Origin of the sequence: Massilimicrobiota sp. An80, assembly GCF_002159255.1 — a bacterium.
GTDB lineage: Bacteria > Bacillota_I > Bacilli_A > Erysipelotrichales > Coprobacillaceae > Allocoprobacillus > Allocoprobacillus merdigallinarum.
The window spans coordinates 1-25774 of the sequence record NZ_NFHI01000037.1 but is presented as its reverse complement, the minus strand read 5'-3'; the positions used below and the strand labels follow the sequence as shown (position 1 = coordinate 25774).

The following is a 25774-nucleotide window of genomic DNA, read 5'->3' as shown; positions in this document are numbered from 1 at the left end:
TTACATCTTGAAATCAGAAGAAGAGAAAAGATGTTTTTTTATTGCCTAAAAACAGAAAAAGAAAAGAGCTGAAACAAAATCAACTCTTTAAAAAGTTATTTCGTTACAGCCCCTTTTTAAGTATTCATATGTTAGCGAATGTTTAACGCTTATTTTTTCCAATCTTCTAGCATTTTTAAAGCTTGGTCTAAAACTTTTTCACCGTCCATCATACCATAAGTACGCATGTCAATAACATCAACAGGGATAGCGTTTTTAACTTGTTCTTTGATAGAATTTAAACGGAAACGAACTTGAGGTCCAATAAGTAAAACATCACATGGATCAGCAGCATATTCTGATGTAAGAGCAGTTTCACTAACAGCCCAAATTTTAGCTTCTAAACCTCTTTCTTTTGCAGCTTTTTGCATTCTTGTGACAAGTAAGCTAGTTGACATACCAGCGCTACATGCTAACATGATTTTAACCATATCAAGATTCCTCCTTATTTATAATATTTCTATATAAATATTATACACCTATCTTATCAATTATGAAATAACAAAGATTAAATTTCATAAAATTATTGACTTATGTGACACTCTTGATTACCATAATAAAGAAAATAAAAGTAAAGGAAATCATATATGAAAAAGAAAGATATTATTTTTATTATTGGCTTATGTATTGTGATTGGCGCAATCTATTTTATTTATCAACTGACTCAAGATAAAAAAGGTGGTATTATAGAAATCCATTATCATGATGAAATGATTGAAACAATAGATATATCAAAGAATCAGACATATACTTTTAAAGGAGATTATGGTGAATTTCATTTAGAAGTGCAAGATCATCAATATCGTGCAGTCAATGTTGATTGTCCTAATCATGATTGTGAAAAAGTTGGTTGGGTTAAAGAAGGAAGTTCAAAAAGTATTATATGTGTACCAAATCAGATTTATGTTGTACAAGCAAATGTAGAAGCACAATACTAATCAAGAAAAACTGTGAATTAAGAAATTGTTCATAGAGAATTCATAAGTTCTCGGTAGTATATAAGTGTCTTAAGACAAGACATATAATATGATAAAATATAGACGATCCCTCTCCCTATATACCAATTCGTCTATAAAAGTAAAAAGAACGTTTCCCCACGTTCTTTTTTTGTGTTTAAAATGGCAATATTAAAAAAGTTCACATAAAGTTCTTATGAAATTCACAATGAATTCATATGGCTGGGTTAATATATAAGTGTCTTAAGACAAGACATATAATATGATAAAATATAGACGACCCCTCTCCCTATATATCAAATTCGTCTATAAAAGCAAAAAGAACGTTTCCCCACGTTCTTTTTATTTTTATATAAGATGAAAATGTTCTAAAGCATGTTGAATACCATCCTGGTTAACAGGGGTTGTTATGTAAGTGACTTGGTCCAATAAAAGAGGATGACTATTTCCCATAGCAACTGATTCATGTGTATAAGTTAACATAGGTAAATCATTAAGGGAATCACCCATACTTATAGTGTCTTTTAAGGTATATCCAAGATGATCAATCAAGTATTGAATACCTGTTGCTTTAGAATATGGAAGAGGCACAATTTCTAAGAAATCAATATCTCTTTGAATAATAAGAAAGTCGTTTTCTAATGCTTTTTTAAAGGCTTCAATTGGTGTGTCAGGTTGATACCAGACAGTGAGTTTATCAAAAGGAACATCCTCATGACTAGAAAAACTGTGAACTTGAAAATGAAGATCCTGATATTTCTTTTTAATAGCTTGAATAAAAGGGTGCTTTAAATGTTGTGAAAAATAAACACCACTTTTTCCTTCTAACATTGCATCAACCTGATATTGATCAATGCTTTGAATCACTTTTTTTCTTAGTTCAAAATCTAATTCAGTATGAAATAATATTTTTTGTTGATATTCGATATAGGTTCCACAACCGCAGACATATCCATCAAAAGGAAGATCAGTGATGATCTTATCAATTGTAGAAATAGGACGACCGGTATTAATAAAACAAAGATGACCATTTTTTTGAGCTTTTTCAATAGCTTCAATTGTAGAGGCTGGCACAGATCCACTCTGTTCATCCAACAAAGTTCCATCTATATCAAAAAATATAAGTTTTTTATTCATAAAACATTTCTCCTTTTTTCATATCATAAGCTATGAATCCTATAGTGGTCAAGAGATAATGATGATGTTGTATTGCGAAAAAATTATCCCTGTGATATAATTTTTTAAACTACGAGAGGGGTTGATCGAAATGTATAAGATTTTACACAAAGAAAAATTAAATGATGTTGTAGAGTTAATGGTTGTTCATGCACCCCATGTTGCGAGAAAATGTGAACCAGGACAGTTTATCATTTTAAGAGTGGGTGATGATGGAGAAAGAATCCCATTGACAATTGCTGATTATGATAGAGAAAAAGAAACAATTACGATTATTTATCAAATTGTTGGATATTCTACAAAAGCATTATCTTTATTAAATGAAGGTGATGAAATTACAGATTTTGTAGGACCTTTAGGAGAACCAACAAAATTACATGCTTCAAAACATGTTATTGGTGTTGCTGGTGGTGTAGGAAGTGCACCACTTTATCCACAGTTAAGAGCTTTAGCACAAATGGGTGTTGAGGTTGATGTGATTATTGGTGGAAGAGAAGCACAATATGTTTTATGGGCTGATGAATTTAGAAAGTTCTGTAAAAATGTTTATATAACAACAGATGATGGCTCACTTGGTAGAAAAGGCTTTGTAACTCAAGTGTTAGCTGATTTGATTGAACAAGGTGAAGAGATTGATGAAGTGATTGCGATTGGACCAGTGCCAATGATGAAAGCAGTTGTTGCTGTTACAAAACCCCATAATATAAAAACATCTGTTTCTTTAAATCCAATTATGATTGATGGAACAGGTATGTGTGGATGTTGTCGTGTAACTGTTGATGGTAAAATTAAGTTTGCTTGTGTTGATGGACCAGATTTTGACGGGTTACAAGTTGATTTCGATGAACTGATGGCACGTCAAAGAATGTTTAAAGAAGAAGAACATCAAATGGATGAAAAAGCAAATCGTATGTGTAATTTAATGGGAGGTGTTCAATAATGCCTAATATGTCATTAGAAAAGGTGAAAATGCCTGAACAGGAACCTCAGATTAGAAATCAGAACTTTAAGGAAGTTGCATTAGGATATACAAAAGAACAGGCTATGGAAGAAGCTACAAGATGTTTAAATTGTAAACATAGTCCATGTAAGAATGGTTGTCCAGTCGGTGTACCTATTCCTGAATTTATTGCCGAAGTTGCAAAAGGAAACTTTGAAGAAGCATATGACATTATTACACAGGAAAATGCTCTTCCAGCTATTTGTGGACGTGTCTGTCCTCAAGAAAATCAATGTGAAGGGAAATGTGTTCGTGGCATCAAAGGAGAATCAGTAGGAATTGGACGATTAGAAAGATTTGTTGCTGATTATCATCGAGATCATGGTCAAAAGAAAGACAATCATATTGAAAAGAATGGAAAAAAGGTTGCCGTTGTCGGAAGTGGACCTGCAGGTATGACTTGTGCAGGAGAATTAGCGAAAAAAGGATATGATGTGACTGTTTTTGAAGCTTTGCATAAAACAGGTGGCGTTTTATCATATGGTATCCCTGAATTCCGTTTACCTAAAGATTTGGTTCAAAAGGAAATTGATGGGGTCGCTGATTTAGGTGTCAAATTTGAAACAAACGTTGTTGTTGGACGTTCTATAACAATTGATGAATTACAAGAAGAAGGTTATGAAGCTATCTTTGTTGGAAGTGGTGCCGGACTTCCTCGTTTCCAAGGTATTCCTGGTGAAAATTTAAATGGTGTTTATGCAGCTAATGAATTTTTAACACGTGTCAATTTGATGAAAGGTTATGAATTTCCAAATCATCCGACACCAGTGAAAATTACTGAAACAGTTTGTGTTATTGGGGCTGGAAATGTCGCAATGGATGCTGCAAGAACCGCAAAACGTTTAGGAGCAAAAAATGTATATATTGTTTATCGTCGTGGTGAACAAGAAATTCCAGCCAGAGCTGAAGAAGTACATCATGCTAAAGAAGAAGGTATTATTTTCAAGTTGCTTACAAATCCAGTCAAAATTGAAGGTGAAGATGGTTGGGTTAAATCTATGGAATGTGTAGAAATGGAACTTGGAGAACCTGATGAAAGTGGTAGAAGAAGACCAGTTGTTAAGGAAGGTTCTAACTTTGTTATTGAAACGGGAACGGTGATTGTTTCTATTGGTCAAAGTCCTAATCCATTAATCAGACAGACAACACCTGGTTTAGATACTCAAAAATGGGGAGGAATCATTGTGGATGAAGAAACAATGAAAACATCTAAAGATGGTGTTTATGCTGGTGGCGATGTTGTCACTGGAGCAGCTACAGTTATTTTGGCTATGGGCGCTGGTAAAAAAGCAGCTCAAGCGATTGATGAAGCATTAAAACAAAAATAAAACAGGAAAATGAAGTGATCTTTATGATCGGATTATCCAAGTCATAAGGGTTGCTTCATCAGTCCTGTTTTTTTATTTATCCAATATATATTTTTTTAAAAAATGGATTATTTCAGTTGATAAACATAAAATTTATCATATGATTTTTGTTAGAAATTATAAAGCTTGACATGATTCTCTTTCTACTAAATAACATGGGAGTTGAATACGCATTGGTAAGAGTTTGGTATGATCTTTAATAGCCTGATGAAGTAATCTGGCTCCAAATTGTCCCATATCAAATGCAGGAGCATAAAAAGTTGTAAGAGGCGGATATGTATAATTGCTGGCATCAATATTATCAAAACCAATAATAGAAATATCGTCAGGAATATGGAAACCATAATCATTCAAAGCTTTCATTGCGCCCATCGCAATCGGATCACTGGCAGCAAAAAGAGCTGTTGGTAAATGATGAGATTGAATCATGTTTGACATCATAGCATAACCTGATTCACTAGTAAATTCTCCTTCAATCATATAATCCTCATATTCTATTTGATATTCTTTAGCATATTTGATAAAAGATTTTTTTCTTATATCATCATAAGCTTGTCCATCATCTAAATATTCAACACCACCAAGATAACCAATCTTTTGATGACCTAGATCTGTTAAATATGTCAGAGCTTGTTTTAAAGTTAAATCAAAATCTAAAACAATCGAACATTCTTTTAAATTTTCATAATCCATATCCAATAAAATAATAGCATCATTATATTTTTTTAAAGTTTCAATATGACTTTTACTAAATTTACCTAGGCAAATAATACCGTCAATTCCCTTTAAAGACTTTTCAATGTTCACATCATCTTTAAATATTCTTCTTAAAATAATTCCGTTTTTGGCACAATAATCTTCTACACCATGACGTAAAGTTAAGTAGTAGGGATCATTGATTTCCTGTTGTAAAGAATACCATTGAATCAGACAAATATGAATACCAGGGTCATTTTTCTTTTTCTTTTGGTATTGCAGTGCTTTTGCGGCTTCTAAGACATTTTCTCTTGTTTGTTGAGGAACGCTTAATGTAGGATCATTGTTTAAGATGCGGGAAACTGTCGCAATTGAAACTTGAGCCATTTGGGCAATATCTTTTAAAGTGGCCATAATTACCTCCTTGTTTTCTATATTATATAGGAAAATGTTATAAAAAGCCATGAAATTCATAGAATAACTTTATAAGTAAAATTTTACTTAAAAATAAGTAAATAATGTTTGAAGTTTTGTTGGAAGCGTGGTATGGTATAGGTAAGAAAAGGGAGGGTCAAAATATGAACCATGAGATTAATCAGTTAATACAATTTGGGTTAGATCATCATCTGATTCAAGAGGAAGATGTGGACTATACAGTCAACTTACTGTTGGATTTATTAAAAATGAATGAATTTTATAAAGAAGATATTCATGAAACGATTAGTGACAGTACAGGTATTTTAGAAAAGATGTTAGACTATGCAGTGGATAAGGGAATTATTGAAGATAGTATTGTGGAAAAAGATTTATTTGATACACGCATTATGAATTGTCTGATGCCTAGACCTAGTGAGGTGATTCGAGAATTTCGTCAACGCTATGCCCGTTCTCCTCAGGATGCGACAAAGTATTTTTATCAGCTTTCTATTGATTCTCATTATATTCGTAAAAACAGAACGGACCAGAATATTAAATTTCAAAAATATTATAAATATGGCAATATAGATATTACGATTAATCTGTCTAAACCAGAGAAAGATCCTAAAGATATTGCAAAAGCAAAGTTAGTCAAAACAAGTGGATATCCTCAATGTTTACTATGCAAGGAAAATGTAGGTTTTAGCGGTGATTTTAATCGTCCTGCCAGACAAAACCATCGTATTATTCCATTGAAATTAAATGCTACGGATTATTATTTACAATACTCACCTTATGTTTATTATAATGAACATTGTATTGTTTTAAATAAAGAACATATTCCTATGGTGATTAATCAAGATACGTTTCAACATCTGTTATCCTTTGTTGAACAGTTTCCTCATTATATGTTAGGTTCTAATGCAGATTTACCAATTGTAGGAGGATCAATTTTAACACATGATCATTATCAGGGTGGATGTTATGAGTTTCCAATGAATAATGCAGATGTTATTAAAACAATGTCATGGGATAAATATCCTGATTTAAAGATTGAAATATTAAAATGGCCACTTTCAACAATCAGAGTAACTTGCCAAGATTCACAAAAAATTGTTGAATTTGCGACAAAAACATTAAAAGCATGGAAGAATTATTCTAATCCATCTCTAGATATTCTTTCACACAGTGATCAAACACCACATAATACCATCACTCCAATCGCAAGAATGAAAAATCATGACTATCAAATGGATCTTGTCTTAAGAAATAATCGAACTTCTCAAGAACATCCTGATGGTATTTTTCATCCTCATGCTTCATTGCATCATATTAAAAAAGAAAATATTGGTTTAATAGAAGTGATGGGCTTAGCAGTTTTACCAGCACGTTTGAAAGTGGAATTGGAATTATTAAAAGACTGTCTATTAGGAAAAAAAGAAATCAGTGAATATCCTGAATTACAGAAACATGAATTATGGTATAATGAAATCAAAGAAAACTATCAGATTCAAGAAGATACGGTTGATGATGTTTTGAAAACAGCTCTCACAATAAAGTTTGTAGAAGTTTTAGAAGATGCTGGTGTTTTTAAAATGAATGATGAAGGTATTGAAGCGTTTTGTAGTTTTGTAGAGTCATTATGTAAGGAGGAGGATAATAATGATTGAAGTGATCAAACATATAGATGATCAAATTGATATGATTTCTATGAAAAATGAACAATTAGAAGTTGTTGTATCCAATTATGGATGTACAATTATCAAAGTTATCATGGCAGATAAAAATGGACATAAAGATGATGTCGTTTTAGGTTATGATGATTTTACACAATACCAGACACTAGATGCTTATTTAGGAGCGTTGGTAGGAAGAGTTGCTAATAGAATTAAAGCAGGACAATTTAGTTTAAATGGTCAAGATTACCATTTGGCTGTTAATAACGGTCCTAACCATTTACATGGTGGGATCAAAGGATTTAGTTATCAGGTTTTTGATTATACAATTGAAGATGAACACACATTAAAACTTCACTATTTATCAAAAGATGGAGAAGAAGGTTATCCAGGTGATTTAGATTTAACAGTCATATATACATTAAAAGATGATACTTTAACAGCTCATTATCAGGCAACATCATCAGCAGATACACTTATTAATATTACAAATCATTCATATTTTAATTTGTCAGGACACAAAGAAAACATCTATCAGCATACTTTACAGATTCATGCATCCCAATTTGCCTGCGTTGACTCTGATGGTTTAACAACTGGTGAATTGAAAGATGTTGAAGGAACACCATTTGATTTTAGACAACCTGCACTTATTGGTGAAAGAGTAGAACAGGATGATGAACAGTTAAAAATTGGTAAAGGATTTGATCATCCATTTCTTTTTGATACGCAAAGCAATCAGGTGATTTTAACTCATGAGCCAACAGGAAGACAATTGATTGTGTCAACGACTTTACCACAAGCTCAGATTTATACAGCTAATTATTTGGATGGAAGATCAGGAAAATATGGAGAACGCTATTATGCAAGAGATGCTGTATGTATTGAAACACAGAATATGCCTGATGCGATTCATTTAGAAGAACATCCAACAACACTATTAAAGAAAGGAGAAACATATGATGAAATAACATCATATCAGTTTAAAGTTATTCAATAATGAAAAAAGCAAGTTTAATTATTCAAGATATTCAAAATAATGTTTATAATGATACATTTTTAGATATTTATGTTGATCAGGAACAATTAGAACATCAAAAATTAAGATATGTTCAAGCTATTGAAAAATTCATTGATTTATATGGTGATCAGGAAGTCAGCATTTATAGCACACCTGGAAGAAGCGAGGTTTGTGGAAATCATACTGATCATCAACATGGTGAAGTTTTAGCTGCAGCTATTAATTTAGATATTATTGCAGTCGTTTCAAAAGATGATACAAAGATTAAAATTTTATCTGATGATTATGATATTGAAGCTATTCACATTGATGATTTGACATTAAGAGAAAATGAAAAAGAGTCATCAGAAGGATTGATTCGTGGTATTCTTGCTAGATTCCAACAACTTCAACATAAAATTGGTGGCTTTGTGGGATATATGACAAGTGATGTTTTACAAGGTTCTGGATTATCTTCATCAGCTGCCTTTGAAGTGATGATTGGAACGATATTATCAGGTATGTATAATGATATGAAAGTAGATCCTGTCACAATTGCGAAAATTGGTCAATATAGTGAAAATGTTTACTTTGGAAAACCATGTGGATTAATGGATCAATGTGCCTGCTCAGTGGGAAGTTTGATTCATATTGATTTCAAGGATAATGAAAATCCTATTGTAGAAAAAATAAATGTTGATTTTCCACGTTTCCATCATAGTTTGTGTATTGTTGATGTCCATGCTTCACACGCCGATTTAACAGAAGATTATGCGTCTATTCCTGAAGAATTGAAAGAAGTCGATCATTTCTTCCATCAGGAATACTTAAGAGATGTGGACGAAAAAGAATTTTATGAACATTTAACTGAAGTCAGAGAAGCAGTCAATGACCGTGCTGTTTTAAGAGCCATTCATGTCTTTAAAGAAAATAAACGTGTTCAACAGGCTGTTCAGTCATTAAAACAGGAAGACTTTGATACTTTTAAGACAATTGTCAAAGCTTCAGGAGAAAGTTCATTTAAATATCTTCAAAATATTTATTCTAATCATTATGTTGGACAACAGGCTGTTTCTTTAGCTCTCGCATTGTCTGAAAATTTATTAGGAGCACATGGAGTATGTCGTGTTCATGGTGGTGGTTTTGCTGGAACAATTCAAGCTTTTGTAGAAGATGATTATGTTGAAGCATATAAACAGGGAATTGAAAAATATTTTGGTGAAGGAAGCTGTCATATTTTAAAAATCAGAAAATATGGTGGTATGAAAGTTATTGATTAAAATGATAGGAGACTTAATTTCTATAAAAGAAGTTAAGTCTTTTGTTTTATCGTCTGGATTATGTTTGTTTTGTTATTGAATTTAAAATGATAACATTAGGAATAAGAGTTATCATGAAAGAATTGAATATGATAATGATGTCATAAAAAGATTGTAGAAAAGGAAGTGGTTTTTGTGTATTGTCATCATTGTGGAAAAGAGGTTCAGGAGGATATGCAGTATTGTCCAAATTGTGGCTATCCCTTACAAAATTCACCATATGTCTATCATGAAACAGAAGCACCCAGTTTTTTATTTGCTCTGATCTCCTTTTTTGCGCCACTTGCAGGATTGGTTTTATATATCATTTGGCGTAAAGACTTTCCTCAAAAAGCGAAGTCCTGTATGAATGGTATGATATGTGGCATCATTGCAGAAATTCTTGTCACAATCTTTTTGAGGAGCTATCTTTCACAGAATATAATGGGAGTGATGATCAATATATGATTGATGCATCTATAGAAATTTCATAATTAGTTTTTATCATGATAAAAAAGCTATCTCTTTTTGAAAATATAGTGTATAATCACATTGGAGGCGAAATTCATGTATAAATTATTAGAACCCTATGCAAAGTTAGTTGATTTTTTAGGGGAGGCTTTAGGTGATAATGTGGAAGTAGCGCTTCATGATCTCACTTCCAAAGAACAGGAAATTGTTGCGATTGCGAATAGTCATATTTCTGGTAGAGAAATAGGTGCTAAATTATCTAATTTATCTATTCATTACTTAAAAACAAAACAATATAAAGATCATGATTATGTCATGAATTATAAAACAACAGGTAGTGATGGAAAATTACTTCGTTCAGCAACATACTTTATCAAAGAAGATGGGCAGGAAATGCCTGTAGGAATGCTTTGTGTCAATGTCAATATTTCTGATTATGAATATATAGAAACGACATTAAAAAGAATTCTTGGTATTAAAGAACGTAAAGACGTAGAATTTAAGCTTGATAATCCAATTGAGATTTTATCATCACCATTGGATGAAATGATTGATAAATATATTAAAGAATGCCTGGAAAAAATGGGCTTTCCAAGTTATTTTCTAGTTGAAAGATTAAATGTTGAAGAAAAGATCAAGGTTGTCAAATACTTACAGGAAAAAGGAACATTTAAAGTCAAGGGTGCAATTGTACTTGTTGCTGAAAAATTGGCTGTTAGTGAACCGACAATTTATCGTTATTTAAAGAAAATGTAAAGAAAGGGGATAGACATGAAAGATATTGTTTTTGTCAGTGGGCATAAAAATCCAGATAGTGATTCTATTTGTAGTGCGATTGCTTATGCCAATTATTTATTTACAATTGGACGTTATAATGCGGTACCAGTCAGATTAGGAGAAATTAATAAGGAAACGGAATATATTTTAAAAAGATTCCATACAGAGATTCCAGTTTTATTAAAAACTGTTAAACAGACAGTTGAAGACTTAGAATATGATAAAGTGACAGTCTTTTCAAAAGAATTAACATTAAAAACAGCATGGTCATTAATGAAACAGCAGAATTTAAAAAGTGCTCCTGTATTAGATGATCATAGTCAGTTATTGGGATTATTATCAACTTCTAATATTATTGAAGGATATATGGACCAATGGGACAGTCAAATTCTAAAAGAAGCAAATACACCAATTGAAAATGTGATTGATACATTGGATGCAAGTATTCTTTATTTGGATAAACAGTTAAAGACAATCAAAGGTGAAATCCATATTGCCGCTATGACTGGCGAAGAAGCTAGTAAACGTGTGCATGAAAATGATGTTGTCATTGTAGGTGGAGATCGTGATGAAGCGATTGAACATTTAATGAATAAAAAGATATCATTGATTATTTTAACTGGATCACTTTCTATCTCTAAAGAATTATTACAGCGTTGTGCAGATGCACATATGAGTGTCATTTCAACACCATTCAATACATTCATGGCATCACAACAAATCATTCAGGCTGTACCAGTAGAATATGTTATGCAAAAAGGTGGTTTAACAACTTTTTCAACTGATGATACAGTCGATTATGTTAAAGAAGTCATGAGTGAAACACGTTATCGTAGTTACCCAGTTATTGATTTTATGGGTAGAGTTGTTGGATCTATTTCACGTTATCAGGTGTTAAATGGAATGAAGAAGAAAGTCATTCAAGTCGATCACAATGAAAGAAGTCAGGCTATTGATGGCATTGAAGAAGCTGAAATTTTAGAAATCATTGACCATCATAGAGTTGCTGATATTCAAACAGTTGGACCAGTATTATTTAGAGCTGAACCAGTTGGATGTACTGCAACAATTGTAGCAAAATGCTATAAAGAATCTGGTGTTGAGATTCCTCAAGATATGGCTGGTTTAATGTTAGGGGCTATTATCAGTGATACATTGTTATTTAAATCTCCGACATGTACACCAACCGATACCAAAATAGCTAAAGAACTTGCAGCTATAGCTGGAGTAGATATTCAAGAATTTGGTATGAGTATGTTTAAAGCAGGAACTTCATTGGTTGGTAAAACTGTTGAAGAAATCTTCAATCAGGATTATAAGAAGTTTACATTTGGTGATTTATCAGCAGGTGTTGCACAAGTCAATACAATGGATATTGAAGGATTTGCTCCATATAAAAAAGATATGCTTGATTATATGGAACAGGTTGCCAAAGATAATCATATGGAATTTACAATGTTGCTTTTAACTGATGTTATTAATGCGACAAGTGAAGTTTTAGTCGCAGGACCTCGTAAAGATTATGTGGAAACAGCTTTCCATGTTGAACTTGTTGATCAGCAGGCAAGTTTACCTGGTGTTATTTCAAGAAAGAAACAAGTTGTACCTGTGATTACTGAAGTTTTAACACAATAAATCAAAGGACAAGGTTTTCATGCCTTGTCCTTTTATCAAAAATGATAAATGAATATTTAGATGATATGATGTCTTTTGAGTGCCTGATAAATACCATCATGATCAATATCATCAGTGACTTCATCAGCGGCTTCTTTGACTTCATCCTTTGCATTTCCCATTGCAACACCAATGTTAACTAACTTTAACATGTCTATATCATTATGCCCATCACCAAATGCCATTGTTTCTTCAAGTGAGATATGATAGCTTTTTAAAACTTCTAAAATGCCATTTTGTTTACCACCCTTTTTTGGAATGATATCAATGGCTAAATCATGCCAACGTGTATATTGGCAGTGGGGCATCTGTTGGAGAATTTCTTGTTCTTGTTCAACTGTAATATCATAAGGAATGACTTGATAAATAGGATGAGTCAAACCACGTTTTAAATCACCTAATTCAGGTAAAGGGGTAGAAATGGCTTTTTGAACCGTTTCAACAGCTTGATTGTGGTAATTGATATACATTTTATCATCTTCAACAAAAATACATGGAAATGGTTTTTGATCAATGAAAGAAAGAATTTGTTGAATATCTTGTGGATCAATTGGTAAATCATAAATCACTTTGTTTTTGTTGTAACAGTATTGACCATTAAGTGTAATATATCCTTCAAATTCTAAATCATCTAAAGGTAAATCCCTGATTTCAGAAATATGTCTTCCTGTTGCGATAAAAGTATAAATTCCTTTTTCTTTTAATAGTTGTAGAGCTAATTTAGTAGATTCAGGAACACTTTGTGTTGAGTGTGATAAAAGAGTTCCATCAATATCAAAAAATATAGCTTTAATCATTTGTAACACCTGTTATGAAGTGACCTTTGTCAAGACATAAATTCACAATTCATAATTTTTTTATTCAATTGTGCCATCAAAGGCATACAAAGACCCCATAATGAAGATTTTGCGACAGTTAACCACTCTGTTATTCGTGGGTTGGTTACCAAAAGGTTAATGGTTCGTCGTCAAACTCTACAATCTCACTACGTGGATCAGTGATATTTCATATAAATAATTATCGCGACATATTATTTATATTGTCACTGCCATAAGAGGTGTATCTTAGATAGTTGAACCTGTTTTCTTATTTTGAGGTCCATCTATGCCTTTGATGATTCTGTCTTTTTTTTGGCTACCTCATAATCTCTCCTTTCTTTGAGAATTTATATATCCTTTTTAATTGATATGTCCTGTTTCTATTCCCCATACAAAGCATGATAATTCTCTGGCAATCGCTGTTATCGCGATATTTCTATTGATTCCTTTTAATATCATTCTGTGATATTTCTTTTGTAATCTTATAACTGCTTTGTCCGCATAATCGATGACCTTCACATCCTGTCCCTTTTGTTTTGATATAACTTTCTTTCCTTTTTTTCCAACTGTTCCTCTTACTAGTACTTGTGCACATTCTACCAGTGTTTCTCTTACCACTGCATTTCCTTGCTTAGTTATGCTTAATCGTTTGTTTTTATCTCCGCTTGAATCTTCTCCTGGAGTTAATCCGCAATAGGATGAAAAAGCATTGGCTGTTGGAAATCTGTTAAAGTCGGAGATTTCTGCATGTAAAGTCATCGCTGCTGTTGTGTCTATACTCTTTAAACAGCGTAATTCGCCTATCTTTTCTTTGTATGGCTCTTCCTGAGATAATTCTTCTAGTTTATGCTGGAATCTGCCTATCTTCGTTTCTAATAATTCCAACTGCGATAAATATTCATCCAATATCTCTCTGTACATTGGATCCATTTTCAGTTCTTTCAACCATTTGATATGTGATGGTATCCATCTGGACTTTCCTTCATATCTGTATCCAAGTCGTAATACAAAGGCATTGATATGCTGTTTCACTTTTTTTGATTCACCCTTAAAATCATTCATCATTCTAATGTACTCTTTAACTTCCACATCATGATCATTAGGTACATAAACTGATTTATATGATTTATTGGCTAAATTTGTTGCAATCATTTGGGCATCTCTTTTGTCGTTCTTCACCACTTTATTTTTGGCTGAACGATGCATCGTTGAAGGTGCCAGAATATCACAGGCAATCCCTTTTTCTTTTAATTGCCAATAAAGTGAATAACCTAAACATCCTGCTTCATAGCCAACCAATACATCTGCATCTTTCTGTGCTTTTTTCATTGCATTATTGATGAATTTTTCAATAAGTTTCACATCTGGACTGATCTTAGTTTCTCCTAATATTTCTCCAGTATCTCCATCAATTGCACATAAACTATAAGATTTTTTATGGACATCTGCTCCAATATAAACTATACTTTTCATAGTGACCTCCTATTGTCGTTATAGTAACGATTCTATAATTTGTTTTTCAATCTAATTATGAATCTAAATCCACGTTTTGACAACTAGGAGGTCACTTCATATTATCTCACATTTATAGTATAATATTATAGCATAGTGCAGGTGATAAAGATATGAAATTATTCGCTCATAGAGGATATAGTGCTCAGTATCCAGAAAATACCATGGAAGCTTTTGTTCAAGCTTACCAAAAAGGCTTTGATGGTGTGGAAACAGATGTTCATATGACCAAGGATGGTCAATTGGTTTTGATTCATGATGAAACCATTGATCGAACAAGTGATGGAAAAGGATATATTCAAGACTACACATATGATGAATTAAAAAGATTTTCATTTTCTCATGGATCTGCTGGTTATTATCCTTTACCATTATTAAAAGATTTACTGACTTTTATTCAAGATAAAGATTTTTTAGTCAATATTGAACTTAAGACAGATGTTATTCATTATACTGAGCTTGAAGAAAAAGTACATCAGCTGGTCTGTCAGTTAGGTGTTGAAAAGAAAATTTATTATTCATCATTTTATTTACCATCAGTATTAAAAATGAAAAGTCTTTATCCACAAGGATATGTAGGATATTTAATGGAAGAAAATTATGATAAAAAATATCAGGAGCTTCTCAAATATCATATTGGTGCTTTTCATCCACGTTATGATTTTTTAAATAGCCAAAGAATCAAACAATTAAAACAACACAATATTCTTGTTGCTTCATGGACAATTCCTGATTTTAAAGAATATCAAAGATTAAAAGAATTGGGAGTGGATATACTAATATCAAATGAATATTTGAGGTGAAAGAGTCATGAAAACAACTGGAATGGTTAGAAGAATTGATGATTTGGGAAGAATTGTTATTCCTAAAGAAATTAGAAAACAGTTAATGTTGAAAGAAGGAGAAAGTGTTTCGTTTGCAGTAGAACATAATCACATTGTTTTAACAAAATTTTCTATCTTGCATAAATTAAGTCCCACAATTCAAATCTTATTAGAACGTCTTTATAGTAAGTACCATAATACATTTTTACTGTGTGATAAAAGATGTATTGTGGTCTGTTCATCAGATGGACTGGCTAAATATCAAAGACGTGATTTAACAAAAGATTTTCTATTATTATTAGATCAAAAAGAACAGCATATTGAAACGACGATGGAATTTTATGGTAAACAGGAACAAGTGACTATTTATCCATTGCTTTGTGAACAGGAAATACAAGGGGCTTTGATTATGTTAAGTCATCAGACACCTTATTATTTAATGGATCAGACTTTGCTGGATTTTGTGAAAGATATTATTGAGGAGGAAATAGAATCGTGCGTTTAGATAAATTTTTAAAAGTATCAAGAATTATTAAAAGAAGAACTTTGTCCAAAGAAATGAGTGAAGCTTCACGTGTTAAAGTGAATGGAAAGGTCGCAAAACCTTCCACTCAATTAAAGATAGATGACATCATTGAAGTAGAATTTGGACGTAGTATTCTTGTGGTGAAAGTCAAAGAATTAAGAGAACATGTTTTAAAAGATGATAGTCATATGTTATATGAAATTATAGAAGAGAAGAAAAAGCCAGAGGTTACAATTTTGTAGACCTCTTTTTAGCATAATTCTTTTTGATATACATATGTTGATGTAGGAGGGTTGAATATGGATAATAGTTTACATTTTGAACAGACGCCTTATCATCATGTATGTTTAAAAGATCGTAAAAGTTTAGAGTTAACAGGAGTTAAAAAAATAGAAAGTTTTGATGCATATGAATTTTTGATTGAAACATCCCTAGGTTATTTAAATATTACAGGAAGTGAACTGACGTTAGTGCGTTTAGATCAAGATCAAAATGAAGTCAGTATTCGTGGCAATATTGATAGTATCAGTTATGTTTCAGATAAGAAAAAGCAACATCCTAAAGAAAAAATGTTTAATAAACTCTTGAAATAATGTCTTTAATTGTACAGTTTCAATGTCTGTTTTATTCCTTTTTATTTGGTTTTGTCATGACGGGTGTTTATCATATCATGAATCGTTTGTTGTATGGTATTCCCATGTTTTTAAGATACATTTGTCAATGTCTGATAGGTATCTGTTTTGGAATGCTTTATTTCTATGGTTTGGTGTTCTTGAATGAAGGAATTTTAAGACTTTATTTTTTTATTTTTATGTTGATGGGATATTTGTTATATAGTCATTATTATGCGTATTATCTTTTGTACTTTTTAGAAAAGATTGTATCTATTTTCAAAAGAATATTCTCACCTTTTATCTTCTTTTTTCGTTATATTAATGGTATAATACAAAAAAGAATAGGAAGGATGAAGAGAAAATGGCAAAAAAGAAAACACCAAGATATAAAAAACTCTTAGGCTTTGTCTATATTGGTATTTCTGCTTTGCTGATTTATACCCTAGGAGTGAATGCTTATCGTGTCATAGGTCAAAAGCAGCAGCTCGCACAACTAGAAGAAAGAAAGGCAGAATTAGAAAAGGAAAAGAAAGAATTATCTGAAGAAGTGGAACTTTTAGCGGATGATGATTATGTTGCCAGATATGCCAGAGAGCAATATATTTTTCCTGATGATGGAGAAGAGGTTATTAAATTACCAGAAACAAAAAAATAAGCTCGGGCTTATTTTTTTGTCTTATCAAAGGAGGTTGTGAAATGTTTGTATCTTTTTGTTTTCCCATGAAAACATTACAGCGAGAACGTGAAATTATTGTATATTTACCAGATGATTATTATCAACAAAATAAAGATTATCCTGTTCTTTATATTCAAGATGGACAAAATGCTTTCTTTGATTATTCCTCTTATTGTGGTATAAGTTGGGGATTTTTAGAGTATGTCAAACAAACAGGAATGGAAATCATCCTTGTCGCCATTCCATGCAATGAAACAGGTTTTAAACGTATGGATGAGTATGGTCCATGGAAGATTAATGAAGCATTGTCTTATCAGGAAACGGGTCAAAAAGGCATGATTATTGGTGGAGAAGGAAAAGCTTATATTGACTGGTTAAAAGATGAGCTTAAACCTTATATTGATCAACGTTTTCGTACCCAAAAAGAAAATACTGGTATTGTGGGTAGCTCTATGGGGGCAGTCATTAGTGCTTATGGGGCTCTTCGTTATCCTGATGTTTTTAAAAAGTGTGCGGCTTTATCTACCGCTTTCTGGTTCTATGTTGATGAATTTTTAGATGTGATCAAGCATCAACAATATAGTCAGGATAATCGTTTTTATTTGGACTTGGGTGAATTTGAAAGTGGTGATGATCAAAAGATTAATCAATGGTACATAGAAAGCAATCAAATCATTTACGAGCAATTACAATCTCGAATAGAACATCTGGAAGCCCATTATTTTGAAGGGGCTGGTCATAATGAAAGCGAATGGCGTCAAAGAGTGCCTCTATTCATGGCTTTTTTATATGAGGAGGAATGATCATGTATCAAATGATTTTATCCGATTTAGATGAAACATTGTTAGTCAATCATCATGTTCCTAAGTTTAATCAGGAAGCTATCAGACAGCTTAAGGATGTTAAGTTTGTGCCAGCGACGGGACGCTCATTTTCAATGATTGAAGATATTCTTGAAGAAATTGGAACAGCCAACCAGGCCCATGAATATTCTATTTGTTTTAATGGTGGGCTGATTGTAGAAAATCAAAATGCTCAAATATTGTCTTTTCAGGGATTAACTTTTGATCAGGCTAAACAACTTTTTGACTTAGGAGAAAATTATGATGTATGTATTATGATTTTTACATTAAATCATTGTTATTTATTTAAACCAGATCCAACGGAGATTGCAAGAAAAAAAGCTCAAAAAGCAGCGTTTACGGTTATAGATGATTATCATATGGATTTTTTAAAAAATGAAAAGATTGCGAAATTTTTATATGTCAAACCTGATATGGATTATTTAAAGAGTGTTGAACAAGATTTACCAGAGGATATCAAAAAACAGTTTTCAATCAGTTATTCATCATATCGTTATCTAGAATTTAATCCTTTAGGTGTCAGTAAAGGGGCAGCATTGAAATGGTTAGCTGATTATCTCCATATAGATAAACAAAATGTGATTGCGATTGGTGATAATTATAATGATGTTTCGATGATTCAGGAAGCTGGTTTAGGTGTTTGTGTGGCTGGAGGAGCTCAAGATATTCAAGCTATCAGTGATTATGTTACAACGGTGGACTATGATCAGGGAGCTGTTAAAGAAGTGATTGAAAAATTTATTTTAAAGGGGGAAAAATAAAAGTGAAATATAAAGTGATTGCAAGTGATATGGATGAAACATTGTTGAATGATCAACATAAGATCTGTCAGAGAAATATTGATTTTATACGAATGGCGAAAGAAAAAGGAGTGAAATTTGTCCCAGCAACTGGGCGTGGTTTCATGTCTATTCAACGTGATTTAAAATTATTAGGATTGTATGATATACCACAAGAATATGTCTTATCTTTCAATGGTGGAGCTTTAACAGAAAACAAAGATAATAAGCTTTTATATTTTGAAGGACTTTCTTTTGAAAAGACAAAAGAAATCTTTGAATTTGGTTTACAGCAAGATGTCTGCCAGCATATTTATACAAAGGATAAAGTCTATGTTTATAATTTATCTGAATCTGAAGCGAAGCGTATTCGTGAACAACAGGTTGAATGTGAAATCATGACTGAAAATACAATGGATTTTCTAAAAGATGAGCCTATCTCAAAAATCCTTTTCCAAAATACAGATGTGCCTTATTTAATGAGTCTGGAACCTCAAATGAAAGCTATCACTGAGGGAATGTGTGCAGTAAGCTATTCTTCTAATCGTTATATGGAATTTAATAAGATTGGTGTGGATAAAGGACAGGGATTAAAACATTTAGCTCAAATCATTGGTGTTGATTTATCTGAATGCATTGCTGTAGGGGATAATTATAATGATTTACCAATGTTAGAAGTTGCTGGTTTATCAGTTGCAGCTGGTAATGCTGTGGAAGATGTGAAAAAAGTTTGTGATGTTGTCACAAAAGCAGATAATAATGAAGGTGTCATTGCTGAAATTGTAGAAAGGTTTATTCTTTAATGGATTTTAAAACAATTATTGATCATGAACGTCAACAGCCTTATTATCAGCAGTTAGAAGTTTTTGTGAATCATGAATATCAGATACATACGGTTTATCCACCTCGCAATCGTATTTTTCATTGCTTTAATTTTAAAGATTATGACGATATTAAAGTTGTCATTATTGGGCAGGATCCTTATCATGAAGAACATCAGGCTAATGGCTTGGCTTTTAGTGTCGCAAAGGGTGTGCAAATTCCACCGAGTCTGGTTAATATTTATAAAGAAGCACATGATGATGTTGGAATTGATATTCCTCGTCATGGTGATTTATCTGCGTGGGCACATCAGGGTGTGTTATTATTAAATACTGTTTTGACAGTACAGGCTCATCGTGCTAATTCTCATAAAGAAAAAGGATGGGAAATTTTCACCAATCATATTATTGAGGCTATGAATCAAAGAGAGAAGCCATTAGTATTTATATTGTGGGGAAGACAGGCTATTGATAAAGCGAAAATGATTGATCAGACCAAACACTGTGTCATTACTAGCCCTCATCCTTCACCTTTATCAGCTTATCGTGGTTTTTTTGGTTCGAAACCTTTTTCTAAAACGAATCAGTTTTTAATAAGTCAAGGGATAGAACCGATAGATTGGAGGATTCGTTAATGTTTACTCATGTGAATGATGCCATTGCATATATAGAATCAAAAAGAAGTAAAAGAACAATTGATCAATTTCGAGAAACCTTAAATAAATGTCACATTTTAATGAAACAAAAAAATATGATACATATTGCTGGAACCAATGGAAAAGGTTCAACTGTGAATTATTTAAGAAGTATCTTAAATGCTCATGGATATAAAGTTGGAACTTTTACATCACCTTATTTGATCAGTCATAATGATCGTATTCGTGTTGATGATGTTCCTATAAGTGATGAAGATTTATTGAAATACGTGAATCAATATTATCGCATCATTGAAGAAGATCAGTTATCTATGTTTGAAATTGATGTCTTAATCATGTTGGCTTATTTTCAATCTTTGGATTTGGATTATCGTATCATTGAAACGGGTATTGGCGGTTTGAATGATAAAACGAATGTCATTGATCCTATTGTCAGTGCTATTACGAATATAGGGCTTGATCATCAAAAACAATTAGGGGATATTTATGATATTATTAATGAAAAGATGGGTATCATAAAACCGAATCAGATGTTTATTACCAGTGAAACAAAGGGAACAATTCTAGCAAGATTTCAAGAACAATGTGATGCTATGGGAGCAGTGATGTATGTCGTTCCAGAATATCAGGTGTCACGTTATCCATTTCATTTTAGATATCGTGATATGGCATTTACCTTGGAAAATCAAGGAATCTATCAGGTAACAAATGCCAGACTTGCTTTAACTATTGCTTCAAAACTTATTAAGTTTGATCCTGTTGTTACACAACCAGCGATTGAACAGGCTTCATGGAAAGGGCGTTATGAAACATTATCTTATCATGATGTACAGGTTGATATTGATGGAGCACATAATATGCCTGGAATCCAAGCTTTGTTGCAGACATTAAGAGTCAAAAAAGAAAAGGATGTAGCGATTATCTTTTCTTGTTTGAATGATCGTGATGTTGATGAGATGATTGATGAAATGTTAAAAGCAGGTTATCCTGTCTATGTGACAACGTTTCAGGATGAAAGAGCTATTGATTTATCGACCATAGAACCACGTCCTCAATTAACAATTGTTAAAAGTTATATTGAGGCTATGCAGACAGCTTATATAAAAAAACAGCATATTGTGGTAACGGGGTCATTGCATTTTATCTCGAAAGTGAGAAAATATCTGATTGAATTAAAAAATCAGGAATTAAAGAAAGTAAGTGAATAAAAACCAATAAAGAACGAAACTTTATTGGTTTTTTTAATTAATGCTTTTGACTTTAGTCAGTTGAGTACATGAAATGTACGAAACAAAAAACTACCTGCTATGCGGGTAGAGAGAGAAAAGTTATACAAAACAATCACCTTTCCGATTATAATGGAGTTGTTCAAGCTACCATTAATAAGAAAGGAAAGGTGATTGTCATGGCTAAGAAAGCATATTCTTTAGCACACACAAAATGGATGTGCAAATACCATATTGTGTTCACTCCTAAGTATAGACGAAAAATTATTTATAATCAATATCGAAAAGACTTAGGAGAAATATTAAGAACATTATGTAGATACAAAGGAGTAGAAATTATAGAGGGACATCTCATGAATGATCATGTACATATGTTAGTAATGATTCCACCAAAATATGCAGTGTCGGATTTTGTAGGATATCTAAAGGGAAAATCAGCATTGATGATGTTTGATCGACATGCAGATTTGAAATATAAATTTGGAAACAGGCATTTCTGGAGTGAAGGGTATTATGTCAGCTTATGCCGATATCGGCATAATGACACTTATACCGATAAAATAATTATGCCGATTAAATTGAAATAATCATTGTATCATCATTAGTTTTTTATTGATTTATCGGCATAAAACTTTTGTAATTATCTTAAGGAGGATGATTACAAATGACAAAATTTAATACTTTTAAAGAGCTTGCAGATGATACCAAAGAAAAAATGAAATCTTATCATGATTATCCAATTAAGACATTGTCAAGATATGATGGAATAGTAAAAATTATTGGTCATCTAATGAAACAAAATAACTGTGTATATTCAACCAATATTATCGATCAATGGCTAAAAGAGTGTACCATCAAATTTTCCAAAAGTACAGTTGAAAGATATCGCAGAGTTACCTGTCTTTTAAGCGATAATTATCATGGCAATCTTGATGGATGGAAAATTTATTCCAGTCAGCCTTGCTTGATTCCAAAATCTAATGAATATCTTAATGTGATAAATGATTATAAGATATTCTTGGAAAATGAAGAATATTCCACAAAAACTATTTTATGTAGATTGCATGATGCCAGATACTTTCTCGTGTATTTAGAAAACAATAATGTGTTCAATACAAAAGATATCAGTCATCAGATGATATCGAATTATATTCTATCTGAACATTTTGAAAATAGAAAGATAGCAGGCATATCTGCAGAAATTATTGGTCTTAGAAAATTTATTAGCTATTTAGAAGATAGAAATCTGACATCCTATAGTAATATTCATTTTGCATGCATTACAAAGAAAAATGATATTCGTCGCATAGTAACAACCTACAATGATGCACAGATGTCTGTGTTACTTGAATCATATCATGATTTCCCCAGCAACCTAAGAAACAAAGCAATCTATCTCCTGGCTCTAAGATGCGGATTGAGAATGTGCGATATCTTTAATCTCAAGTTTGAAAATATTGACATGAAAAATAAAACTATCCATATCATCCAGAAAAAAACAAATGTTGCATTATCATTGCCATTTGATAGTGAAGTTTCTAAGGCAATCATTGATTATCTATTGAATGAAAGAAGAAAATGTGACTGTCAATACGTGTTCATCACGTCAATTGGTCAGGTTAGAAAATTGACGCATAATACTTCAATAAGAACTTTTAGAAGATTCAGATCTCTAAAAAAAGAAGATCAGCCAAATCAGTTTGGAATTCACATATTAAGACGAACATTCGCTTCCAGCCTGTTGACTGCAGGAGCAGATGTATCATTGATATCAGCTGCACTTGGTCATATCAACAACGCTACTGTTGATAAATATCTGTCAACAGATAAACAGAAGATGAAAAGATGTGCATTATCAATTGATCTTTTTCCCTATGAAGGAGGTCTATTCTAATGAGTTATTTGAAGCAATATATTGAGCCAACCAAAAAAATGTTCAATCATTTAGGATACAGACTTGATTATCTTGATTCAAGACTAAAGGAGCTGGACAAATATTATGATAAACATTATCAAAACAGAAAAGAATTAACTAGAGAAATATCAGATGAATGGATATATTCGATAAAAACAAAATCAAGATACGTTATTTCTGAAAGAATAAGCACTATAAAATATTTAGGTATATATTTGAATTCTATTGGCATATCGGCATATATTCCTGATTACTCCATCAGATTAGGCCCCCATAAAGTGATATCACTGTTTGATGATGATCAGCTGGTACGATTTTTTAGAGGAGCAGATAATATCAAACCGCATATACGTTCTCCTAACAGAGAATATATCATTCCCATTATTTTTAGATTGATCTATACCTGCGGACTAAGAAATTCAGAAGCATGTCATATCAAGATGGAAGACATTGATTTAAAGAATGGAACAATTAGTATATATCATTCCAAAGGAAACAAGGATCGAACGGTCTATATGAGTGAAAGCATGAAAGAATTATGCATTCGCTTCAACGATGCATATTCAGGCATCATTTTGAATAGAGAATATTTCTTTCAGCCATCATATGATAAGACACGTTTGACTAAACATAATATTGATGATTTCTTTGACAAGGTGCTTGAGTTAACTTTATTGAATAGAGAATTTTCCATAAAACCAACAGTGCATGGACTACGTCATTTATTCGCAGTCAACAGTATGAGAAAATGTTTGGATGAAGGTGAAAGTTTTGAAAACTGGATCAAATACCTGAGCCAATATATGGGACATAAATCAGTCAACGAAACGATGTATTATCTGCATTTGGTTGAAATGCTTGTACCTGAATACAGAGAAAAGATGTCTGCAATCACTGAAGGGATTGGTGTTTCATATGAAGAAGACTGAACCGTTTTTTATACATATCAACAGTTTTATTGAACATATGAAAACAGAACTCAAAAGTGATAAGACCATTGAAACCTATATAAACGGTCTGAATTCTTTTAGAAAATACCTGACAGAAGTGCTAAATATGGATATTGAGAAGATAATATTCAACGATATTAATGACAACATCATAAGATCATATTTGAAATATGTCATGGATAATGGTAGTTCCCTGGCAACCAGAAACATAAAGCTAGTATCAATCAAAGAATATATAAGATATTGTGCACATCATGATATTACATTAGTACCTCTACAATTAAGTGTCAGTAAAATAAAAACAAAAAAGATTATACCGAAACAGCATAACTGGATAACAAAGGAACAAGTGGAACTACTTTTGGAGCAACCATCCAGAAACAGAACTGGAATACGTGATCGATTTATTATTCTTTTTCTGTTTTCAACTGGAACACGCCTGAATGAAATGCTTGAATGTAGAATCAGTGACATACATCTAAATAATAAAGATCCATATGTAATCGTAACTGGAAAAGGAAGTAAGAGACGTGTCATACCACTAACAAATGAGCTAACAGAAAACATGAAAATATATATTGAATTATTCCATCGAAACAGTTCACCTGAAGATTATCTTGTTTATACGATTCATGATAGTCGAAAGCATAAAATGTCTCAAGATAATGTTCAGCGAATAATAAAAAAATATAGTCATATGGCAAGAAAAATTGACATAGACATACCGAAACTTCATCCGCATATGTTGAGACATTCGTTTGGAGCAATACTGTATAGAAGTGGCATGTCCAGAGCAGAAATAGCAAAACTTATGGGGCATGAGCAGGAATCGACAACCGAAATATATGTAGAAACTGATGTGGAAATGATCAGAGAAATACTGAAAAGGATAAATGGAGAAAAAATAAAAGATGATTATGAAAATTTATCTGAAGAAGAAAAAGATAGACTCAATAAAATGTTTTATGCCGATAAATCAATAAAAAACTAATGATGATACAATGATTATTTCAATTTAATCGGCATAATTATTTTATCGGTATAAGT

At 32.1% G+C, this 25774-nt stretch carries 29 protein-coding genes; 24 read left to right on the top strand and 5 right to left on the bottom strand.

All coding sequences use genetic code 11. From position 1 onward, the window contains the following. Positions 1–149: 149 nt before the first annotated feature. Positions 150–470, bottom strand: coding sequence for a PTS sugar transporter subunit IIB (locus B5G32_RS10150; protein ID WP_087303770.1), 321 nt, complete (start codon positions 468–470; stop codon positions 150–152). Between the two features lie 156 nt (positions 471–626). Between B5G32_RS10150 and B5G32_RS10145 the strand changes: the two genes are divergently transcribed. Beyond that, entirely contained in the window at positions 627–977 is a 351-nt protein-coding gene (locus B5G32_RS10145; protein WP_087244330.1) for a NusG domain II-containing protein, read from the top strand. Between the two features lie 366 nt (positions 978–1343). On the opposite strand, the gene B5G32_RS10140 is transcribed toward B5G32_RS10145, so the two are convergent. Further along, positions 1344–2132 (bottom strand): Cof-type HAD-IIB family hydrolase, encoded by a 789-nt coding sequence (locus tag B5G32_RS10140; protein WP_087303772.1) that lies wholly within the window; start codon positions 2130–2132, stop codon positions 1344–1346. A 130-nt stretch (positions 2133–2262) separates the two neighbouring features. On the opposite strand from B5G32_RS10140, the gene B5G32_RS10135 reads away from it, so the two are divergent. Next, positions 2263–3111, top strand: coding sequence for a sulfide/dihydroorotate dehydrogenase-like FAD/NAD-binding protein (locus tag B5G32_RS10135; RefSeq protein WP_087303773.1), 849 nt, complete (start codon positions 2263–2265; stop codon positions 3109–3111). Next, a complete protein-coding gene (gltA, locus tag B5G32_RS10130; RefSeq protein ID WP_087244327.1) occupies positions 3111–4499 on the top strand; it encodes an NADPH-dependent glutamate synthase in 1389 nt (462 codons plus the stop codon). The genes B5G32_RS10135 and gltA overlap by 1 nt, the downstream gene beginning before the upstream one ends. Positions 4500–4655: 156 nt before the next feature. Here the strand turns inward: gltA and B5G32_RS10125 are convergent, their stop codons facing one another. Further along, a complete protein-coding gene (locus B5G32_RS10125; RefSeq protein ID WP_087244326.1) occupies positions 4656–5648 on the bottom strand; it encodes a LacI family DNA-binding transcriptional regulator in 993 nt (330 codons plus the stop codon). A 164-nt stretch (positions 5649–5812) separates the two neighbouring features. On the opposite strand from B5G32_RS10125, the gene B5G32_RS10120 reads away from it, so the two are divergent. The 6 genes from B5G32_RS10120 (at position 5813) to B5G32_RS10095 (ending at position 12508) form a co-directional block, all read left to right on the top strand. Then, positions 5813–7321 (top strand): UDP-glucose--hexose-1-phosphate uridylyltransferase, encoded by a 1509-nt coding sequence (locus B5G32_RS10120; RefSeq protein WP_087936577.1) that lies wholly within the window; start codon positions 5813–5815, stop codon positions 7319–7321. Further along, positions 7314–8327 carry an aldose epimerase family protein gene (locus B5G32_RS10115; RefSeq protein ID WP_087936576.1) on the top strand — a complete coding sequence of 338 codons (1014 nt, stop codon included), beginning with the start codon at positions 7314–7316 and terminating at the stop codon, positions 8325–8327. Before B5G32_RS10120 ends, B5G32_RS10115 begins: the two co-directional genes overlap by 8 nt. After that, on the top strand, positions 8327–9607 hold the full coding sequence (locus B5G32_RS10110) for a galactokinase (protein ID WP_087936575.1): 1281 nt from the start codon (positions 8327–8329) through the stop codon (positions 9605–9607). The genes B5G32_RS10115 and B5G32_RS10110 overlap by 1 nt, the downstream gene beginning before the upstream one ends. Positions 9608–9781: 174 nt before the next feature. Further along, entirely contained in the window at positions 9782–10093 is a 312-nt protein-coding gene (locus B5G32_RS10105) for a zinc ribbon domain-containing protein (protein WP_158094007.1), read from the top strand. Positions 10094–10192: 99 nt separating this feature from the next. Beyond that, positions 10193–10852, top strand: a complete 660-nt coding sequence (locus tag B5G32_RS10100) for a helix-turn-helix transcriptional regulator (protein ID WP_087244321.1) — start codon at positions 10193–10195, stop codon at positions 10850–10852. Between the two features lie 15 nt (positions 10853–10867). Then, positions 10868–12508 (top strand): putative manganese-dependent inorganic diphosphatase, encoded by a 1641-nt coding sequence (locus tag B5G32_RS10095; protein ID WP_087936573.1) that lies wholly within the window; start codon positions 10868–10870, stop codon positions 12506–12508. A gap of 56 nt (positions 12509–12564) precedes the next feature. On the opposite strand, the gene B5G32_RS10090 is transcribed toward B5G32_RS10095, so the two are convergent. Then, positions 12565–13344: a Cof-type HAD-IIB family hydrolase gene (locus B5G32_RS10090; protein ID WP_087303780.1), complete on the bottom strand. Its 780-nt coding sequence runs from the start codon at positions 13342–13344 to the stop codon at positions 12565–12567. Positions 13345–13725: 381 nt separating this feature from the next. After that, entirely contained in the window at positions 13726–14838 is a 1113-nt protein-coding gene (locus tag B5G32_RS10085; RefSeq protein WP_087936572.1) for an IS110 family RNA-guided transposase, read from the bottom strand. A gap of 152 nt (positions 14839–14990) precedes the next feature. On the opposite strand from B5G32_RS10085, the gene B5G32_RS10080 reads away from it, so the two are divergent. The 15 genes from B5G32_RS10080 to B5G32_RS10010 all read left to right on the top strand — a co-directional run bounded on the left by B5G32_RS10080 (position 14991) and on the right by B5G32_RS10010 (position 25718). After that, positions 14991–15680: a glycerophosphodiester phosphodiesterase family protein gene (locus B5G32_RS10080; RefSeq protein WP_087297196.1), complete on the top strand. Its 690-nt coding sequence runs from the start codon at positions 14991–14993 to the stop codon at positions 15678–15680. Between the two features lie 7 nt (positions 15681–15687). Beyond that, positions 15688–16206, top strand: a complete 519-nt coding sequence (locus B5G32_RS10075; RefSeq protein ID WP_087244317.1) for an AbrB/MazE/SpoVT family DNA-binding domain-containing protein — start codon at positions 15688–15690, stop codon at positions 16204–16206. Beyond that, positions 16197–16469: an RNA-binding S4 domain-containing protein gene (locus tag B5G32_RS10070; protein WP_087297195.1), complete on the top strand. Its 273-nt coding sequence runs from the start codon at positions 16197–16199 to the stop codon at positions 16467–16469. The genes B5G32_RS10075 and B5G32_RS10070 overlap by 10 nt, the downstream gene beginning before the upstream one ends. A gap of 57 nt (positions 16470–16526) precedes the next feature. Continuing rightward, on the top strand, positions 16527–16820 hold the full coding sequence (yabP, locus tag B5G32_RS10065) for a sporulation protein YabP (RefSeq protein ID WP_087244315.1): 294 nt from the start codon (positions 16527–16529) through the stop codon (positions 16818–16820). After that, positions 16820–17242: a spore cortex biosynthesis protein YabQ gene (gene yabQ / locus B5G32_RS14315; RefSeq protein ID WP_087936571.1), complete on the top strand. Its 423-nt coding sequence runs from the start codon at positions 16820–16822 to the stop codon at positions 17240–17242. Before yabP ends, yabQ begins: the two co-directional genes overlap by 1 nt. Next, positions 17203–17496, top strand: coding sequence for a septum formation initiator family protein (locus tag B5G32_RS10055; protein WP_087297193.1), 294 nt, complete (start codon positions 17203–17205; stop codon positions 17494–17496). Before yabQ ends, B5G32_RS10055 begins: the two co-directional genes overlap by 40 nt. Positions 17497–17537: 41 nt before the next feature. Then, the gene (locus B5G32_RS10050) at positions 17538–18320 is read left to right on the top strand and encodes an alpha/beta hydrolase (RefSeq protein ID WP_087936570.1); all 783 of its coding nucleotides are present in this window, start codon (positions 17538–17540) and stop codon (positions 18318–18320) included. Between the two features lie 2 nt (positions 18321–18322). Continuing rightward, positions 18323–19141: an HAD family hydrolase gene (locus tag B5G32_RS10045; protein ID WP_087936569.1), complete on the top strand. Its 819-nt coding sequence runs from the start codon at positions 18323–18325 to the stop codon at positions 19139–19141. Between the two features lie 2 nt (positions 19142–19143). Further along, positions 19144–19962: a Cof-type HAD-IIB family hydrolase gene (locus B5G32_RS10040; protein ID WP_129736033.1), complete on the top strand. Its 819-nt coding sequence runs from the start codon at positions 19144–19146 to the stop codon at positions 19960–19962. Further along, positions 19962–20615 (top strand): uracil-DNA glycosylase, encoded by a 654-nt coding sequence (locus B5G32_RS10035; RefSeq protein WP_087936568.1) that lies wholly within the window; start codon positions 19962–19964, stop codon positions 20613–20615. Before B5G32_RS10040 ends, B5G32_RS10035 begins: the two co-directional genes overlap by 1 nt. Then, positions 20615–21844 (top strand): bifunctional folylpolyglutamate synthase/dihydrofolate synthase, encoded by a 1230-nt coding sequence (locus tag B5G32_RS10030; protein ID WP_087297191.1) that lies wholly within the window; start codon positions 20615–20617, stop codon positions 21842–21844. Before B5G32_RS10035 ends, B5G32_RS10030 begins: the two co-directional genes overlap by 1 nt. A gap of 197 nt (positions 21845–22041) precedes the next feature. Continuing rightward, the gene (gene tnpA / locus B5G32_RS10025) at positions 22042–22449 is read left to right on the top strand and encodes an IS200/IS605 family transposase (RefSeq protein WP_343286433.1); all 408 of its coding nucleotides are present in this window, start codon (positions 22042–22044) and stop codon (positions 22447–22449) included. Between the two features lie 77 nt (positions 22450–22526). Beyond that, on the top strand, positions 22527–23756 hold the full coding sequence (locus B5G32_RS10020; RefSeq protein ID WP_087936567.1) for a tyrosine-type recombinase/integrase: 1230 nt from the start codon (positions 22527–22529) through the stop codon (positions 23754–23756). Next, positions 23756–24706 (top strand): tyrosine-type recombinase/integrase, encoded by a 951-nt coding sequence (locus B5G32_RS10015; RefSeq protein ID WP_087245008.1) that lies wholly within the window; start codon positions 23756–23758, stop codon positions 24704–24706. The genes B5G32_RS10020 and B5G32_RS10015 overlap by 1 nt, the downstream gene beginning before the upstream one ends. Further along, on the top strand, positions 24693–25718 hold the full coding sequence (locus B5G32_RS10010; protein ID WP_087245007.1) for a tyrosine-type recombinase/integrase: 1026 nt from the start codon (positions 24693–24695) through the stop codon (positions 25716–25718). Before B5G32_RS10015 ends, B5G32_RS10010 begins: the two co-directional genes overlap by 14 nt. Positions 25719–25774 lie beyond the last annotated feature (56 nt).